The organism is Stenotrophomonas sp. IS26 (genome assembly GCF_054188265.1).
On record NZ_JBSZJV010000022.1, the window covers coordinates 1 to 17,770 of the forward strand.

14 protein-coding genes and 1 pseudogene are annotated in these 17,770 nt (G+C 66.1%); 4 read left to right on the forward strand and 11 right to left on the reverse strand.

Annotation, left to right across the window (positions count from 1 at the left end; translation table 11 throughout):
• Positions 1-337 precede the first annotated feature (337 nt).
• The 3 genes and pseudogenes from ACW6W5_RS15475 to ACW6W5_RS15485 form a co-directional block, all read left to right on the forward strand.
• Positions 338-5,233, forward strand: a pseudogene (locus tag ACW6W5_RS15475) (NAD-glutamate dehydrogenase); the annotation flags it as partial.
• Positions 5,234-5,496: 263 nt separating this feature from the next.
• A complete protein-coding gene (locus ACW6W5_RS15480; protein WP_152153371.1) occupies positions 5,497-6,267 on the forward strand; it encodes an NAD kinase in 771 nt (256 codons plus the stop codon).
• 79 nt (positions 6,268-6,346) lie between these two features.
• Complete coding sequence (locus tag ACW6W5_RS15485) at positions 6,347-7,294, forward strand: 5'-nucleotidase (protein ID WP_088434636.1); 948 nt, start codon at positions 6,347-6,349, stop codon at positions 7,292-7,294.
• A 38-nt stretch (positions 7,295-7,332) separates the two neighbouring features.
• Here ACW6W5_RS15485 and ACW6W5_RS15490 read toward each other — a convergent pair whose 3' ends face one another.
• The 5 genes from ACW6W5_RS15490 to kynU form a co-directional block, all read right to left on the reverse strand.
• Positions 7,333-7,914 (reverse strand): DUF2939 domain-containing protein, encoded by a 582-nt coding sequence (locus ACW6W5_RS15490; RefSeq protein ID WP_152153369.1) that lies wholly within the window; start codon positions 7,912-7,914, stop codon positions 7,333-7,335.
• A 61-nt stretch (positions 7,915-7,975) separates the two neighbouring features.
• The gene (locus tag ACW6W5_RS15495) at positions 7,976-8,662 is read right to left on the reverse strand and encodes a DUF2461 domain-containing protein (RefSeq protein WP_152153367.1); all 687 of its coding nucleotides are present in this window, start codon (positions 8,660-8,662) and stop codon (positions 7,976-7,978) included.
• Complete coding sequence (gene sbcB / locus ACW6W5_RS15500; protein WP_152153365.1) at positions 8,659-10,098, reverse strand: exodeoxyribonuclease I; 1,440 nt, start codon at positions 10,096-10,098, stop codon at positions 8,659-8,661. The genes ACW6W5_RS15495 and sbcB overlap by 4 nt, the downstream gene beginning before the upstream one ends.
• Positions 10,098-11,465: an FAD-dependent oxidoreductase gene (locus ACW6W5_RS15505; RefSeq protein WP_193222831.1), complete on the reverse strand. Its 1,368-nt coding sequence runs from the start codon at positions 11,463-11,465 to the stop codon at positions 10,098-10,100. The genes sbcB and ACW6W5_RS15505 overlap by 1 nt, the downstream gene beginning before the upstream one ends.
• Positions 11,466-11,499: 34 nt before the next feature.
• A complete protein-coding gene (gene kynU, locus ACW6W5_RS15510; RefSeq protein WP_152153361.1) occupies positions 11,500-12,777 on the reverse strand; it encodes a kynureninase in 1,278 nt (425 codons plus the stop codon).
• A 556-nt stretch (positions 12,778-13,333) separates the two neighbouring features.
• Between kynU and ACW6W5_RS15515 the strand changes: the two genes are divergently transcribed.
• The gene (locus ACW6W5_RS15515; RefSeq protein WP_152153359.1) at positions 13,334-13,513 is read left to right on the forward strand and encodes a hypothetical protein; all 180 of its coding nucleotides are present in this window, start codon (positions 13,334-13,336) and stop codon (positions 13,511-13,513) included.
• Positions 13,514-13,737: 224 nt separating this feature from the next.
• Here the strand turns inward: ACW6W5_RS15515 and ACW6W5_RS15520 are convergent, their stop codons facing one another.
• The 6 genes from ACW6W5_RS15520 to asnS form a co-directional block, all read right to left on the reverse strand.
• Positions 13,738-14,265: a 3-hydroxyanthranilate 3,4-dioxygenase gene (locus ACW6W5_RS15520; protein ID WP_121037860.1), complete on the reverse strand. Its 528-nt coding sequence runs from the start codon at positions 14,263-14,265 to the stop codon at positions 13,738-13,740.
• Positions 14,266-14,289: 24 nt separating this feature from the next.
• The gene (gene can / locus ACW6W5_RS15525; protein ID WP_121037857.1) at positions 14,290-14,952 is read right to left on the reverse strand and encodes a carbonate dehydratase; all 663 of its coding nucleotides are present in this window, start codon (positions 14,950-14,952) and stop codon (positions 14,290-14,292) included.
• Positions 14,953-15,026: 74 nt separating this feature from the next.
• Entirely contained in the window at positions 15,027-15,665 is a 639-nt protein-coding gene (locus ACW6W5_RS15530) for an FMN-binding negative transcriptional regulator (protein ID WP_152153357.1), read from the reverse strand.
• Positions 15,666-15,671: 6 nt separating this feature from the next.
• Positions 15,672-15,986, reverse strand: a complete 315-nt coding sequence (locus tag ACW6W5_RS15535; RefSeq protein ID WP_121037851.1) for a hypothetical protein — start codon at positions 15,984-15,986, stop codon at positions 15,672-15,674.
• Complete coding sequence (locus tag ACW6W5_RS15540) at positions 15,983-16,288, reverse strand: hypothetical protein (protein ID WP_102787980.1); 306 nt, start codon at positions 16,286-16,288, stop codon at positions 15,983-15,985. Before ACW6W5_RS15540 ends, ACW6W5_RS15535 begins: the two co-directional genes overlap by 4 nt.
• Before the next feature lie 23 nt (positions 16,289-16,311).
• Entirely contained in the window at positions 16,312-17,706 is a 1,395-nt protein-coding gene (asnS, locus tag ACW6W5_RS15545) for an asparagine--tRNA ligase (RefSeq protein WP_019184350.1), read from the reverse strand.
• Positions 17,707-17,770: the final 64 nt, after the last annotated feature.

Genomic DNA, 17,770 nt, shown 5'->3' on the forward strand with positions numbered 1-17,770 from the left:
ACTATACCGTCCAGTTCAGAATTGTAGAAGCCTTGTCTTTCCGTCGCGTTTGATGACCAACGTCACGTTGTAACCGACGCGGCCGATGCTGCGTCGGATGAAACCCCGATGCGTTGATCCGTACCCGGCCGAATTGACGGTGGCGATGTAAACGGGACCCAACCCGAATCACCTTATTCCGTCCTGCAGCAAGGTATTTCTGTGCGGTAGGCCTACAATTTCATTTTCCCAACTGAGCAACACGCACCGCTCCGTCATGAAACCGCAGAAACCAGCAGCCAAGACCGTGAAAAACAAATCCAAACCAGCCGATACGCAGACTGTTTCGCCAGTGGGCTTCTCGCTGGAGCCGGTGTACACGGCCTTGCGCAAGCGCTACCCGTCGGCCGGGCAGGCCGAGGCAGTGGCTTTTGCCGCCGACTTCTACAAGCGCATGGAGGCGGACGAGTTCCCGCACCACAGCGCCGAGGAGTGGGCTGCACTGGCAGCGGACACGCTGGAATTTGCGCGCGTGCGCAAGTCCGGCAAGGCCAACGTCCGCGTGTTCAACCCGACGCTGAAGAGCAACGGGTGGGAGTCGCCGCACACGGTGCTGCAGATCGTCAACGACGATATGCCGTTCCTGGTCGACACCGTCACGATGTCGCTGGCCGAGCATGGCGTCGGCGTGCACGTGCTGGGTCACCCGGTGATCCGTTTCGCGCGTGACAAGGCCGGCAAGCTGACCGGTGTCAGCGACGGCACCGCCGAATCGGTGATGCTGCTGGAGATCGACCGCCAGCCGGCCGAGGCGATGGCCGACGTCGAGAAGGCGATCATCAAGGCGCTGGATGAGGTGCGTGCCATCGTCCGCGATTGGGACGCGATGCGTGCCAAGGCGCAGAGCCTGGCCGACGACCTCGGCAGCCGCCAGCTGCCCGTCGATGCCGCCTCGCGCGCTGAAGCGCAGGAGTTCCTGCGCTGGGCCGCCGACAACCACTTCACCTTCTTCGGTTACCGCGAATACCGCGTCGAGAAGCAGGGCAAGGAAGACGTGCTGGCGCCGTTGAACGACACCGGCCTGGGCCTGATGCGCGGGCAGGACAAGTCCGCTGCACGTCCGGTCAAGACCCTCGCCGCGCAGGGCCTCAATGCCACCACCGGGTTGAAGGACGCGCTGATCCTGACCAAGACCAATGCCCGCTCGCGCGTGCATCGCGCCGGTTACATGGATTACATCGGCGTGCTCGAGTTCGACGCCAAGGGCAAGATCATCGGCGAGCAGCGCTTCCTGGGTCTGTTCACCTCCAGCGCGTACAACCGCCGCCCGTGGGAGATCCCGCTGGTGCGCCAGCGCCACGAATACGTGATGAGCAAGTCCGGCCTGGCACCGAGCAGCCACAGCGGCAAGGCCCTGCGCCACATCCTGGAAACCCTGCCGCGCGAAGAGCTGTTCCAGTCCAGCGAGGACGAACTGTTCCGCACCGCCATGGGCGTGCTGGGCCTGCAGGAGCGCGTGCGCAGCCGTCTGTTCCTGCGCCGTGACAAGTACAGCCGTTTCATCTCCGCGCTGGTGTACCTGCCGCGCGAACGCTTCAACACCGATGTGCGCCTGCGCATCGAAGCCATGCTCAAGGACGCCCTGCAGGGCGAGTACGTGGACAGCTCGGTCGTGCTCGGTGAGTCGCCGCTGGCCCAGGTGCACCTGATCGTGCGCCCGAAGGCTGGCCAGACCCTGGAAGTGGATACCAGCGCACTGGAGCAGAAGCTTGCCCAGGTGCTGCGCAATTGGCAGGACGATCTGCGCGAAGCGCTGGTGGCCCGTCACGGTGAGGGCGAAGGCCTGCGCATCGCGGCGCGTATCGGCAAGGCGTTGCCGGCCGGCTACATCGAAGACTCCAGCACCGAGATCGCCGCCAATGACGTCAGCCAGCTGGATGCGCTGACCGGCCCGGACGATCTGCGCCTGAGCCTGCAGGCCGTGCAGCGCGAAGGCGGCGATGGCCTGCGCCTGAAGCTGTATCGCCAGTTGGACGATATTCCGCTGTCCGATGCGCTGCCGATGATGGAAAACATGGGCCTGCGTGTCATCGCCGAGCGTCCGTACCGTCTGACGGTCGATAACGCCCCGGTGTATGTGCAGGACTTCGAAGTGGAATCGGTGGCCGGTGCGATCGATGCGCCGAGCGTTGATGCCGCCTTCGGTGAAACCTTCGCCCGCGTGTGGCACGGCGATGCCGAGAACGACGGCTTCAACCGCCTCGTGCTCGCCGCCGGCCTGCACTGGCGCCAGGTGGCGATGCTGCGTGGCTACTGCAAGTACCTGCTGCAGACCGGCGTGCCGTTCTCGCAGGCCTATGTGGAAGGCACCTTCACCCGTTACCCGCTGCTAGCCCGTCTGCTGGTCGAACTGTTCGAAGCCCGCTTCGATCCGGCCACCGGCCACGAAAGCAAGGACGCGATCGCCGAGGGCCAGGCCCAGCTGCGCGCGCACCTGACCGTGCTCGCCGGCGGTGACGAAGCCACCCTGAAAGTGCTCAAGACCGTGGTCGATGCGCGCAAGGGCGACCGCACCGTGCAGATGGACGCCGCGCGCGATGCGCTGCTCAAGCTGATGGACCGCGTCTCCAGCCTCGATGAAGACCGCATCCTGCGCAGCTTCATGGGCGTGATCGATGCGACCCTGCGCACCAGCTACTACCAGACCGATGCCGAGGGCCGCCCGGGCCACGTCATCAGCTTCAAGTTCGATTCGGCGCTGGTGCCGGACCTGCCCAAGCCGCGCCCGTACCGCGAAATCTTCGTGTACGGCCCGCGCGTGGAAGGTACCCACCTGCGTTTCGGTGCCGTTGCCCGTGGCGGCCTGCGCTGGTCGGACCGTCGCGAAGATTTCCGTACCGAGGTGCTGGGCCTGGTCAAGGCACAGATGGTCAAGAACACCGTGATCGTGCCGGTCGGCGCGAAGGGCGGCTTCTTCGCCAAGATGCCGCCGGTCAACGGTGACCGTGATGCGGTGTTCGCCAACGGCGTGGCCTGCTACAAGCTGTTCATCCAGGGCCTGCTGGACATCACCGACAACATCGTCAACAACAAGATCGTGCCGCCGGTGGACGTGGTCCGCCACGACATGGACGACCCGTACCTGGTGGTGGCCGCCGACAAGGGCACCGCGACCTTCTCCGACATCGCCAACGGCCTGGCCGTGGCGCACGGCTTCTGGATGGGCGATGCGTTCGCCTCCGGTGGCTCGGTCGGTTACGACCACAAGGGCATGGGCATCACCGCACGTGGCGCGTGGGAGTCGGTCAAGCGCCACTTCCGTGCGCTGGGCCGTGACAGCCAGAGCCAGGACTTCACCGCGGTCGGCGTGGGCGACATGTCCGGCGACGTGTTCGGCAACGGAATGCTGTTGTCGCGCCACATCCGCCTGGTGGCTGCATTCGATCACCGCCACATCTTCCTGGACCCGAACCCGGATGCGGCCACGACCTTCGTCGAGCGCGAGCGTCTGTTCACCGTGCCGCGCTCCAGCTGGGCCGATTACGATGCCAAGCTGATCAGCAAGGGCGGCGGCGTGTACCCGCGTACGCTGAAGTCGATCGAGATCACCCCGCAGGTGCGTGAGGTGCTCGGCCTGGACGAGGGCATCAAGTCGATGACCCCGAACGATCTGATGAGCGCGATCCTCAAGGCGCCGGTCGATCTGTTGTGGAACGGCGGCATCGGTACCTACGTCAAGGCGGCCAGCGAGCAGCACAGCGATGTCGGCGACCGCGCCAACAACGCGCTGCGCGTCAATGGCGGCGAGCTGCGCTGCAAGGTGGTGGGCGAGGGCGGCAACCTGGGCATGACCCAGCTGGGCCGTATCGAAGCCGCCCAGGCCGGCGTGCTGCTCAACACCGACTTCATCGACAACTCGGCCGGTGTGGACACCTCCGATCACGAAGTCAACATCAAGATCCTGCTCAACGATGTGGTGCGTGCCAAAAAGTTGACCGTCGAACAGCGCAACAAGCTGCTGGCCTCGATGACCGACGAAGTGGCCGCGCTGGTGCTGATGGACAACTACCGTCAGAACCAGGCGCTGAGCCTGATGGAACGCATGGCGGTCAAGCGCCTGGGTTCCAAGCAGCACTTCATCCGCACCCTGGAACAGCAGGGCCTGCTGGATCGCCAGATCGAGTACCTGCCCTCGGATGCGGAACTGTCCGCACGCAAGGCGCGTGGCCAGGGCCTGACCCGTCCGGAACTGTCGGTGCTGTTGTCCTACTCCAAGCTGGTGGCCTTCCAGCAGCTGCTGGAGTCGGACATTCCGGAAGATCCGTACCTGTCCAAGGAGCTGCAGCGCTACTTCCCGACGCCGCTGCAGAAGAAGTACGCCGATGCGATGGAGCGTCACCGCCTGAAGCGCGAAATCATCGCCACGGCCGTGACCAACCAGACCATCAACCGCATGGGCGCCACCTTCCTGATGCGCATGCAGGAAGACACCGGCCGCACCGTGGCCGAGGTCGCCAAGGCGTACACGATCAGCCGTGAAACGCTGGATGCACGCGCCCTGTGGGCACAGATCGACGCCCTCGACGGCACGTTGCCGGAGTCGGTGCAGATCGACGCGCTGGAAGTGATCTGGAAGCTGCAGCGTTCGTTCGTGCGCTGGCTGCTCTCGCGCCCGGGCGCCATGCCGGGCATCACCGAAGCGGTCAACCGCTACCAGGCTGCCTTCAACGACATCCGCGATGCCTCGGGCGTGCTGCCCGATTCGCAGCGCCCGGCCTACGAGGCCAGCGTGCAGGAGTGGAAGGACAAGGGCCTGCCGCCGGCGTTGTCGCAGCAGCTCTCGGAACTGCAGTTCCTGGAGCCGGCGTTCGACATCATCGAGCTGGCCCGCACCCGCAAGCTCAAGCCGGTGGACGTCTCCAAGGTCCACTTCCGCCTGGGCGACGCCCTGCAGCTGCCGTGGCTGTTCGAACAGATCGACGCGCTGGAGGTCAACGGCCGCTGGCACGCCGTGGCCCGTGGCGTGCTGCGCGACGAGCTGGCCGCCCACCATCGCAACCTGGCTGCCCAGGTCCTGTCGATGAAGGGCAGCAGCGCCGAAGCCAAGGTCGCCGCCTGGATGGGGCGCGATGACAGCAGCCTGCGCTTCACCCTGGCGATGCTGGCCGAGCTGGCCGAGCAGAAGACCTTGGACTACCCGACCGTGTCGGTCGCGGTGCAGCGCCTGGGTCAGCTGGCCTCGCATGGTGCATAAGCGCATTCGCGCTGACGCCCCACGGTTTGCTTTGCAAACCGTGGGGCCCATGCAAACGATGCTTCCAGACCCCCGCGCCTTCGGCGCGCCCCCCTGACTCAGGGGGGGCTCTGCTCCAGAGGGATGGGCGGGGGCCGGTAACGGCATTGCATGAGAAACACACGGCTCCGCTTCGGCGGGGCCGTTTTCGTTTCCGTTCGTGCCGGCCCGCGACCGGCACGAACGGTTATGCTCTTGCCGGCATACCCCACCCGGATTCACCGATGAGCGACACCCCCCGTATCGCCTTCCTGGCCAGCTCCACCGAAGCGGCGCAGCTCGCCCTGGCGCAGATGCGGGCCCGCTACGGCGACTACGCGCCCGAGCAGGCCGAGGTGCTGTGCCCGTTGGGCGGTGATGGCTTCCTGCTGCAGACCCTGCATCGCTACGGCGCGCTGGATCGGCCCGTGTTCGGCATGAAGCTGGGCAAGGTCGGGTTCCTGATGAACCAGTTCCGCGATGACGACCTGCCGGCGCGCCTGGCGGCCGCCGAGCCGGCCAACCTGCGGCCGCTGGAGATGCTGGCCCTGACCGAGTCCGGCACCACCACCGGCTCGCTGGCCTACAACGACGTCTCGCTGCTCCGCCAGACCCGCCAGGCCGCGCATATCGGCATCGACCTCAATGGCCAGGAACGCGTGGCCGAGCTGATCGGCGACGGGGTGCTGGTCGCCACGCCTGCCGGCAGCACGGCGTACAACTATTCCGCGCATGGCCCGATCCTTCCGCTGGGCTCGCACACGATCGCGCTGACCCCGTTGGCGCCGTACCGTCCGCGCCGCTGGCGCGGGGCGATCCTCAAGGCCGACACCGAAGTGCGGTTCCGCGTTCTCGACCCCTACAAGCGCCCGGTCAGCGTCACCGCCGATTCGCATGAAACCCGCGATGTGGTGGAAGTGACCATCCGTGAATCGCGCGAACGCCGCGTCACCATGCTGTTCGACCCGGAGCACAATCTGGAAGACCGGATCCTGAGCGAGCAGTTCATGTTCTGACGGCGCACGGCCGTGGCGGCCATGCTCTGTGGGAGAATGGCTGGCCGGCCGCTGCGGCCGCATTGGATTGCTGATTGCCATGGGCGACAACACCCCCCGTTTGCTGACCGTTGCCGTGACGTCGCGGGCCCTGTTCGATCTGGAAGAGGGGCACGCGCTGTTCGAGGCCGAAGGCGTCGATGCCTACGCCGAGTACCAGCGCAAGCACGAAGATGATGTGCTGCGCCCCGGCGTGGCCTTCCCGGTGGTGCGCAAGCTGCTCGCGCTCAACCAGGGCCAGTCGCCGGAACAGCCGCGGGTGGAAGTGATCCTGCTGTCGCGCAACTCGGCCGATACCGGCCTGCGCATCTTCAATTCGATCCAGCACTACGACCTTGGCATCATCCGCGCGACCTTCACCGCGGGCGAGCCGACCTGGCCGTATGTGAAGCCGTTCGGCACCGATCTGTTCCTGTCGGCCAACCCCGAATCGGTGCGGCGCGCGCTGCTGCACGGGATCGCTGCCGCGACCATCCTGCCCAAGCCGCCGGGCGAGACCATCGCCGCGGCCGAACAGGTCGATCTGGGCCGTCCGCTGGGCCAGCTGCGCATCGCCTTCGATGGTGATGCGGTGATCTTTGGCGATGAGAGCGAACGCATCTCGCGCGAGCAGGGCGTGGAAGCCTTCGGCCGCCATGAGCGTGAGAACGCCCGTGAGCCGCTCAGCGGTGGCCCGTTCCGCAACTTCCTCTCGGCGCTGCATACGCTGCAGGCCGTGTTCCCCTCGGGCGAAGATGCGCCGATCCGCACTGCACTGGTGACGGCGCGCTCGGCGCCGGCGCACGAGCGGGTGATCCGCACGCTGCGCGAGTGGGGCGTGCGTCTGGACGAAGCGCTGTTCCTCGGCGGGCGCCACAAGGGCCCGTTCCTGGAAGCCTTCGGCGCGGACATCTTCTTCGACGATTCGCAGCACAACATCGACAGCGCGCTGCAGCACCAGAGCGTGGCCGCCGGGCACGTGCCGCACGGGGTCGCCAACGACGGTTGATGCAGCGCCGGGCCCATGTACCCACCAAGGGTGCGTACCTACGGGATCGGCAGGACCGACGGCGCGGTGGTGTCAGGATTCAACGGTAGACGGATGTCGACCAGCCGCCAGCGCAGGCCCGAGCGCTGCAGGATGAACACCACCGGCGCGCCCTGCGGCGTGTAGGTGGTGGCGGTGAACCGCGACAGCGACTCGAAATGGTGGGTGGCGCCCTTCAGGGGCCGCGCCGGCCGCGGCGCCGCATAGGCGTCATTGCTGGGGCTGTCCAGATCGTTGCTGGCGCGCTTCCACAGGGTGTGGCCCTCCAGCAGCGCACCGATGCCGGTGGGGGTGACCAGCGCGTCCACGGCGGTCGCGCTGAGCCGGTCGCCGGCCGAGAGCAACAACGCGCCGAACAGGCTGGACTGCAGGTCCGGACCCGCGCGGCGGACCACGTAATCGCTCAGCTGGGCGCGCAGGTTGGCGCGCAGCATCGGGAAATCCACGTAACGGTCGAGTTTGGCGGTATCGCGCTGTTCGATCGCGCGGCTGAGGCCATGCACGGTCACGTAGGGGCCGCTGAACACGATGCCGGCCAGCACCAGCAGCACGCTGACCAGCAACCAGAGCAGCTTCTTCATCGGGTCTGCCTTGTCGTCATGGTGCCCAGCTTGACCCAGCGGGCGTCAGTGCACGTGAAGCTCAGAACTCCAGGTCCAGCGCCGCGCACAGGTAATCCACGAAGGGGGCGAGCGTGACCAGGTCGGCCGCGATGGTCTGGCGCAGCCGCGGGCCGGTCATCGTGGCGTCGTCCAGCGAGCGCCAGAACACCCAGTTGCGGTGCTTGAGATCGTCGATGAACTCGAACTCCGGCTCGAACCCGCGCGGGGCGCGGACCAGCTTCTCGCTTTCCTCGAAATCGAATTTCTTGCGCAGCACCGGCGAATGCGCGGCGGCCTTCCAGCTGCCGGGGTTGTCGACGATGAAGTGCCGCACCTTGCGCTGCGTGGCCGGTTCGGGATGCCACAGCCCCGCACCGACGAAGCTCTCGCCCGGCTGCAGGTGGATATAGAACGATGGGGCCGGCACCTGCTTGCGGCACTCATGGAACAGGCGCGCGCCCTGCCAGCTCTTGTAGGGCGACTTGTCGTTGGAGAAGCGCGCATCGCGGTAGATGCGGAACAGCGAGCCACCCACGGTGCGCGGGTCGGCGCGGAAGTGCTCGCTGACCGCGGCCAGGTCCGGCTGCAGATCGGTGATCAGGCGCAGGAACGGCTGGCGGACATGCTCTTCGTACTTCGGCTTGTGCTCGTTGAACCAGGTCTTGTCGTTGTTGCGGGCCAGACCACGCAGGAAGGTGAAGGTGGCCGGGCTGAAATACGTGCTCATAGGCTGCTCTGCAGGTGGGTGCCCCAGTCGCGCAGCTGCTGCAGCAGGGCGAGCTTGCCGGCATCGTTGGCATGCTCTGCGGCCAGTGCATCCAGCTGCGCGGTGAACTGCGGCAGGGTCTGTTCGCCCAGCGATGCATCGCCGAGCAGGCGCTGGCGACGATAGTCGTTCCAGCGTGAGCGCTCGGTGGTGTCCAGGGTGTCCGGGTAGTTGCGGGCGCGGTACCGGAACAGCAGCTCGGGCATGCGCGGATCGCGCAGGCGCTCGGCGAAGCTGGCCAGTTCGGCCGGTGGGCTGGTGCGGATGCGCGACATCAGGGATTTGTCGCCGTCGGCGAGGAAACCGTCGTACAACGAGGCGTCCACATCGCTTGGCGCCAGGGTGCGCTCGCCGGAGTACACCTGGCGGACCTTCTCGGCCAGTGCGGGACCGATCTGGCGCAGCCGCTCGGCCTTGGCTTCGATTGCGGCCGGGTCGATGCCCAGGCGCGCATGGTCGGCCGGGCGCAGATGGTTCCAGGCGACCAGCGCCGGGACCTTGTTGAGGTGCACTTCCTTGAGCGGCACGCGCTGCTCACCCTCGGCCATGTCGGCGGCGCGGGTGTACAGGCGGGCGGCGATGGTTTCCGGCGGCAGATCGAGCAGCGGCTCGATATCGCCGTCCAGATCGAGCGCGATGATGCGGTTGTTGATGAAGGGATGGCGCGCCACTGGCAGTACCGGTGCGGCGCACATGCGTTGGGCGGGGTAGCGCATCGAGATGTGCAGCACCGGCTGCATTGCATCCACATCCAGCAGGCTACCCACGAAGCGCTTGTCGCGCAGCTTCAGCGCGTAGTCCCACAGCCGTGGCTGGGCCTGCTTGAACAGCTTCGCCAGGCCGATTGTCGCGTACACATCGGACAGCGCTTCATGCGCATCGCCCTGACGGACGTTGTTGGCCGTGGCCAGGTGCTCGAGCTTGAACGAGGTGGCGCCGTCTTCGCGCTGCGGCCAGACAATCCCGTCCGGGCGCAGCGCATGCAGCAGCCGCATCATGTCCAGCAGATCCCAGCGCGAATTGCCGTTGCGCCACTCGCGCTCGTAGGGGTCGTAGAAGTTGCGGAACAGCCCGTGGCGGACGAATTCATCGTCGAAGCGCAGCGTGTTGTAACCCAGCGAGCAGGTGCCTGGCTGCGCCATCAGGTCGTTGATCCGCGCGAACGCCTCGGCCTCGGTGACGCCGGCGCTGAGTGCGTGCTGCGGGGTGATGCCGGTGATCAGGGTCGCGATCGGCGAGGGCAGCAGATCATCGGCCGGTTTGACGTAGAAGCTGACGGGTTCTTCGAGGATGTTCAGATCGGCATCGGTGCGGATACCGGCGAACTGCGCGATGCGCGTGCGGCGCGGGTCCTGACCGAAGGTTTCCAGGTCATAGAACAGGAAGCTGTCGGCCATCAGTGCGCACCCTCCAGGACGGGCAGTTGCTCGTGGACCAGCCGCTCCAGTGCGGCCCAGTCGATATGCGCCAGGCTGTCGTGCCCGGCAGTAGCTTGCTCCAGCATGCGCCGCTGCAGCTCGGTGCGCGCCAGCGCAACGGCGTACGGGGTCCGCAGGAAGGTGACCATCGTGTAATGCGGCACGAAGCGGGTCGGCCAGCGCGCCTGCAGCGCCTGTTCCAGTTCGCGCTGCAGCAGGAACTGCGGATCGGCCACGCGGTCGCGCATCTCCAGGTAGTTCTCCAGCGCCATCTGCTGGATCGCCTCGGCGTTCGGCTTGCGGTCCACTTCGAATGCAGCGAAGGCCTTGCCCAGCGAATCCTGCTCCAGCAGATGCCCGGCCAGGGCGATGCAATCCTCGAAGGCGCAGTTCATGCCTTGGCCGTGGAACGGGACCATCGCGTGGGCGGCATCGCCGATCAGTACCGCGCGGCCCTTCATGTGCCAGTGCTTGAGGTGCAGCGTGCCCAGCAGGCCCGGCGGATGCTGCTCCCAGTCGCGGCGCAGGTTCGGGATCAGCGGCAGCGCATCGGGGAAGTCGCGCGCGAACAGCGCCTCGGCCTCGGCCCCGCTGTTGGTGGTGGCAAAGCTCGGATCGCCCTCGTTGGGCAGGAACAGTGTGACCGTGAACGTGCCTTCGTCGTTCGGCAACGCGATGCACATGTAGTGCCCGCGCGGCCAGATATGCAGCGCATTGGCCTCGATCCGGAACCCGCCATCGTCGGTCGGCGGGATTTCCAGCTCCTTGTAGGAGTGATCCAGGAAGTCGATGCGCTCGTCCAGCGGCTGCTTCCGGTTCATCGCCGCGCGCAGTGCCGAGCCGGCACCATCGGCACCGATCAGCGTGTCGAAGCGGATGTCGTGCGGCTGGTCGTCGCGGTCATCGATGAAGCGCGCGTAGCCGGCATCGAAATCCACCGTGTGCAGGCGGCGGTGGAAGTGCACGGTGGCACCGGCATCCTCGGCCAGCTGTAGAAGGGTGGTGTTGAGGTCCTTGCGGTGGATCGACCAGATCACTTCGCTGTCGTCGCGCCCATAGCGTTGCAGCTGCGGTTCGCCCTCGCGCGGGTGAATCATGCGCCCACGCATCATCACCGCCTTGGCCATGACCGCGTCTTCGACCCCGGCCTGGCGCAGCGCGTGCCGGCCACGTTCAGCGAGTGCCAGGTTGATCGAGCGACCGGACTCGTAATCGCTCACGCGCGGATCGCCGCGGCGCTCATACAAGGTGATCTGCCAGCCCTGGCGGGACAGCAGGATGGCCAGCAAGGAACCGGCCAGGCCAGCGCCGATGATGCTCAGCGAGCGGGAGGGGGTAGCGATCAAGGCGATGTCCGTGGGGGCGGGGAGGGCGGTCGGGTCAAAGACCGGCCCAGGCTTCCACTTCCTCGACGAAGTGGTGCAGGTCGAGATAGCGGTTGTACAGCGGTGTCGGCGAGATGCGGATCACGTCGGGCTCGCGCCAGTCGCCGAGCACGCCCACGGTCTGCAGGTACTCGAACAGGCTGCGGCCGCGCTCGCGGCCACCGGCCACGCGCAGCGAGAGCTGGCAGCCGCGGCGATCCGGCTCCGAAGGCGTCAGTACTTCCAGCACGCCGGACAGGCGCGCACGCACCAGCGCATCCAGCATGCCGGTCAGGCGCAGCGATTTGGTCCGCAGCGCGTCGATGCCACCGGCCTTGTCGACGACATCGAGGGCAGCGCGCAGCGGGGCCAGACCCAGCACCGGCGGATTGCTGAGCTGCCAGCCTTCGGCACCGACCGCGGGCACGAACTGCGGCGCCATCTTGAAGCGGGTGGCTTCTTCATGGCCCCACCAGCCGGCGAAGCGCGGCAGCGTGGCATCGCGGTGATGGCGTTCGTGCACGAAGCAGCCGGCCACGGCGCCCGGGCCGGCGTTGAGGTACTTGTAATGGCACCACACGGCGAAATCCGGCGCGATGTCGTGCAGCTGCAGCGGCACATTGCCGACCGAATGGGCCAGATCGAAACCGACGCGGGCGCCCTGCAGGCGCGCCATGCGGGTGATGGCGTCCAGATCGAACACCTGGCCACTGCGGTACTGCACGCCGGGCCACAGCACCAGCGCCAGGCGCGGGCCATGTTCGGTGATGGCGCGTTCGATCGCCTGCAGCGAGATCGTGCCGTTGGGTTCGTCGGGCTGCACCTCGATCAGATCGGTATCGGGGTTGAAGCCATGGAAGCGGATCTGCGATTCCACTGCATGCCGATCCGTCGGGAAGGCGCCGGCCTCCATGAGGATGACGGGGCGCTCGGCGGTGGGCCGGTAGAAGCTGACCATCATCAGGTGCAGGTTGACGCTGAGGGTGTTCATCGCCACGACTTCGCTGGGCAGGGCGCCCACCACGCGAGCGAGCTGTTCGCTCACCAGGCGGTGGTAGTGCAGCCACTGGGTGTCGCCGGTGAAGTGGCCTTCGACCGCCAGCGAGGCCCATTTATCCATGACTTCCTGGACGGCGGCACGTGCGCCGCGCGGCTGCAGACCCAGCGAGTTGCCGACGAAGTAGGTCTGGTCGCGGTGGTTGTGCTGGGGGAAGACGAATTCGTTGCGCAGGGCGCGCAGCGGGTCGGCGGCGTCCAGGGCAACGGCATGGGTGCGGCTGAGGAGTTCGGACATGGTGCAACCGGCGGTGTCAGTGAGCCGACAGTTTATCCGGGTGGTGGGGGTGTGGGCTGAATCTGGCTTGCGGTGCTGTTTTGGCGTGGGCTGGTGGTTGGCGCTCTAGCTGGAGGCCGGAGCCAACGCCAACGCAAAGCCAAAGCCAAAGCCAAAGCCAATGCGTACGGGGTGACGTTCCAGTGTACGGGCCGGTGTGGGTGGGTCTGCTGGACCCGCCGCAAGTACGTCCGTGTAGGCTCGTAGTGCGGCATCCATGCCGCACACGGTCCTGCAGACCCACCCACACCGACCCGCTGACAATTGGTCGGTGCGTACGGGAAAAGGCGGGCGCCTGCGCCTTGGACTGTTCACTGGTGCAGTTTGAGCGCGGAGGCCGGGTGAGCCAACAGCGGTGGACGATGCATCCACTTGCCGACGCTTGGCACTGTCCGCCGTGATCGGACACAACGGTATTGCTCGCTCACCCAATTTGCCGGTCTTCGCTCAACTTTCGGAGCTGGTCCAGACTTAATCGCAGTCGCAGTCGCAGTCGCAGTCGCAGTCGCAGTCGTTCATGCCTGCGCCGAGGTTGGCGGCGCTGGGACCAGCGCAGCTTGGTTTTGCTTGTGAGGCTGCGGCGCAGTATCAGCAGAAGCAGTCACGGCAGCAGAAGCAGCAGAAGCAGCAGAAGCAGCAGAAGCAGCAGAAGCAGCAGAAGCAGCAGAAGCAGCAGAAGCAGCAGAGGCCGCGCTAGCTCCAGCGTTGCTCTTTTCCATGCGCACCGCGAAGTGTGGATGGGTCGGTGGGGGTGGGTTTCCGGGACCGTGTGCGGCATGGATGCCGCACTACGAGCCTACATGGACGTACTTGCGGCGGGTCCAGGAAACCCGCCCCCGCCGGCCCACTCCCAGTCCACTCAACGGCTGGCTTTCAAGCTTTCAAGCTTTCAAGCTTCCAAGCTTCCAAGCTTCCAAGCCATCACCCCTCAACAGCGACCTTCGCAGGCAACGGATCCACGTGTCCGCACGCATCGCACGTGCGCAACTCCAGCGAAGAGTGATAGCGATCGAACACCTTCGGCAGATCCGTCTCGATGTTTTCCAGTGCGAAAAACTCCTCGTACAACTTGTGATTGCACCGCTCGCAGAACCACATCAGCCCATCGCGCTCATGCGCCAGCCGCTTGCGCTCCACCACCAGGCCCACACCGCCCGGCGGGCGGCGCGGCGAATGTGGCACACCGCCCGGCAACAGGAAGATCTCGCCCGCGCGGATCGGAATGTCGCGCACCGCGCCATCCTCCTGCACCTTCAGCGTCATCTCCCCTTCAAGCTGATAGAACCACTCCGGGCCCTCGTCGTAATGGAAATCCGTGCGGCTGTTCGGGCCGCCGACCACCATCACGATGAAATCGCCGTTCTCGATCATCTTGTTGCCGACCGGCGGCTTCAACAGATGCCGGTGTTCTTCGATCCAGCCGAGCAGATTGATGGGCGAGGCAAGCATGGGCGATGTCCGTAAAAGGAAGAATCAGTCGCGCCGACCGTGGCGCGGCACGTAGGACAGCGCCTTCTCGTAGGCTGGCTGCAGGTCTTCCGGTGCGCCCACGTCGATGCCCATCTCGCGCACCCGGCCATCCTTCAGGCTGTATACCCAGCCGTGCACCATCAGCTTCTGGCCGCGTGCCCACGCGTCCTGCACGATCGTCGAGCGGCAGGCGTTGACCACCTGCTCGATCACGTTCAACTCGCACAGGCGCGCATGCTTCAGCGCAGGATCCTCGATCGCGTCCATGATGGCCGAGTGTTTCTGCGCCACATCGCCGACATGGCGCAGCCAGTTGTCGGCCAGGCCCACGCGCGTGTTGTTCAAGCTGGCGTGCACGCCGCCGCAGCCGTAATGGCCCACGATCAGGATGTGCTTCACCTTCAGCTGATCCACGGCGTACTGGATCACGCTCAGGCAGTTCAGATCCGTATGCACCACCACGTTGGCCACGTTGCGGTGCACGAAGACTTCGCCCGGTGCCATGCCGATGATCTGGTTGGCCGGCACGCGCGAATCGGAACAGCCGATCCACAGGTATTCCGGGTGCTGCTGCTTGGCCAGCTGGTGGAAGAACTCCGGGTCTTCTTTTTCGATCCGGTCCGCCCATTCGCGGTTGTTCTGCAGCAGCTTGTGGATGTCTTTCATCGTGCGGGGTCCCTGACGTCGGGTGGGGGCAAGGCGCGGCCAGGGTGGCCGCGTCGTCGCAGGAGTGGGGAAGGTCAGTCGGCGGCAGTGCCGCCCTCGCGGCGCCAGCGCATCCACTGCGCCAGCTCGCGTGATGCCGGGGCGTCCAGCGCCGACAGTGCATCGATCACGCTGGACTGGTTGGCCTCGGGGTGGTTCTGGCTGAGCTTGAGTTTGATCTGCACTTGGGCCGGGCGGAAGCGGAAACCGACGATGCCGGCGAGCATGCGCCGTTGGCGCGGCTCGATCGGCAGCAGGTCCCAGTGGCCGCCGACCTGTGCTTCATAGTGCGCGCTCAGGCCGTCCAGCATGGCGATCAATGTGTCCGGATCGGTGGTCGGTTCCAGCACCCCGCGCAGTTCCGCAGCGGCGTAGTTCCAGGTCGGGACGCGTGCCTGTGCTTCCTTGTCCGGGTACCACCCCGGCGATACATACGCATGCGGGCCGTGCACCAGCATCAACGCGGGGCCTGCATGGCCCGCCTGCGGGTTGGGCTTGGCCCAGTGGCCTTCGATCAGGATGCCGTCAGCATCGCGCCGGTACAGCACCGGCATCCGCGTGGCCTGCGGCAGGCCGTCGGCCCCGGTCGTGACGAGGGTGACGAACGCATCGCGCGCCAGCAGCCGGTCCAGCCAGATCAGGTCGGTCTCGACGAAGGCGGACGGGATGAACATCGTCGGTTACGCGCGGGCGCCCAGGCTCTGGACCATGCGGCCGTGCAATGCGTCATCGCTGTCGGCCTGTGGCGGCTGCACTTCATGCAGCGAGAAGCCGCGCACCAGGGCGTCTTCTTCATCCAGACCGTCGTAGGCGACGAACTCGGCGTCGAACAGCTGCGAGCGCGCGGTGTCTTCGCTGTCATAGCTCAGCGTGTTGCCGTCGCTGTCCAGCACTTCGGCGGTGCCGGCCGGGCGCACGCGCAGGCGGGCCCAGATCAGGGTGTTGCCCAGGCTGGCCAGGAACCACTCGTCGTGGTGGGAGGTGTCGTCGTTCATGTGATTACCATCGAAAGCAGCCAGAGCAGGGCAGCCATGCCCAGTCCAGCAAGCAGCGTAAGCAGGGAAAGCCAGGCCGGCGCGGCCAGGCCGGTCAGCGAGCGGTCGGTGCTCTGGCGATAGTCGCGGCCGAGCAGCCAGCGCAGCGCATCCGGGCGCAGAAATGCGCCCGTGCCGAAACGATCCGCCAGCGCCGGGTGGCGGTCGCGGATGTGGACCAGGGTCAGCGGCCAGAAGATCACGAAGGCACTGAACCCGGCGATCGCCACGCCGACGAAGCACAGCGCGAAGAACAGGGTCATGGTTCAGTGCCTCCGTAGGTCGATCAGAATTCGGCGCTGCCCGGTGCGCGCGGGTAGGGGATCGCATCGCGGATGTTGCTCAGCCCGCAGACGTAGACCACCAGGCGCTCGAAGCCCAGGCCGAAGCCGGCGTGCGGCACCGAACCGTAGCGGCGGAAATCGCGGTACCAGCCGTAATGCGCCGGATCCAGGCCGAACTGCGCCATGCGCGCATCTAGCACATCCAGGCGCTCTTCACGCTGGCTGCCGCCGATGATCTCGCCGATGCCCGGGGCCAGCACGTCCATCGCCGCAACGGTCTTGCCGTCGTCGTTCAGGCGCATGTAGAACGCCTTGATGTGCTCGGGGTAGTTGGTCACCACCACCGGGCGGCCGATGTGTTCTTCGGTCAGCCAGCGCTCGTGCTCGGTCTGCAGGTCCAGGCCCCATTCGACCGGGAAGTCGAACTTCTTGCCCGAGTTCTGCAGCAGCTTCACCGCTTCGGTGTAGTCGATCTGCTCGAACGGGGCGTTGATGAAGCCTTCCAGCTTGGTGATCGCGTTCTTGTCCACGCGCTCGGCCAGGAAGGCCAGGTCATCGCCACGCTCATCGAGCACCGCGCGGAACAGGTACTTCAGGAACTGCTCGGCCAGGCGCGCGTCTTCGGCCAGATCGGCGAAGGCGATTTCCGGCTCGATCATCCAGAACTCGGCCAGATGGCGGGTGGTGTTGGAGTTCTCGGCACGGAAGGTCGGGCCGAAGGTGTAGACCTTGCTCAGCGCCAGGCAGTAGGCCTCGACGTTCAGCTGGCCGGACACGGTCAGGAAGGTTTCCTTGCCGAAGAAATCGCGGCTGAAATCCACCTCGCCCTTTTCGTTGCGCGGCAGGTTGGCCATGTCCAGGGTCGAGACCCGGAACATTTGGCCGGCACCTTCGGCATCGGACGTGGTCACGATCGGGGTGCTGATCCAGTTGAAGCCGTTCTGGTGGAAGAACCGGTGCACGGCCTGGGCCAGGCAGTTGCGGATGCGGGTGACCGCACCGAACAGGTTCGTGCGCGGGCGCAGGTGCGCCACTTCCCGCAGGAACTCCGGGCTCATCGGCTTGGGCTGGATCGGGTAGGTCAGCGGGTCTTCGACCAGGCCGACGATCTCGATGTCGCTGGCCTGGATCTCGAAGGACTGGCCCTTGCCCTGGGATTTGACCAGGGTACCGCGGGCGATCACCGAGCAGCCCGGGGTCAGGCTCTTGATGTCGTCGAAATTGGCCAGGGTGTCATTGGCCACCACCTGGATGGGGGCGAAGCAGGAGCCATCGGTGACATTGACGAAGGCAAGCGCCGCAGAGCCGCGCACCGTGCGGACCCATCCGCGTACTGTTGCCTCGCCGCCTTCCGGGATCTTCCCGGCAAGCGCATGTTCAACGCTGACCACCGTCATGACTTGAATCCTCTGTTGATCGACTCGATCTCTGAACACGGAGTTTAACGGGTGCGGTGTTCGG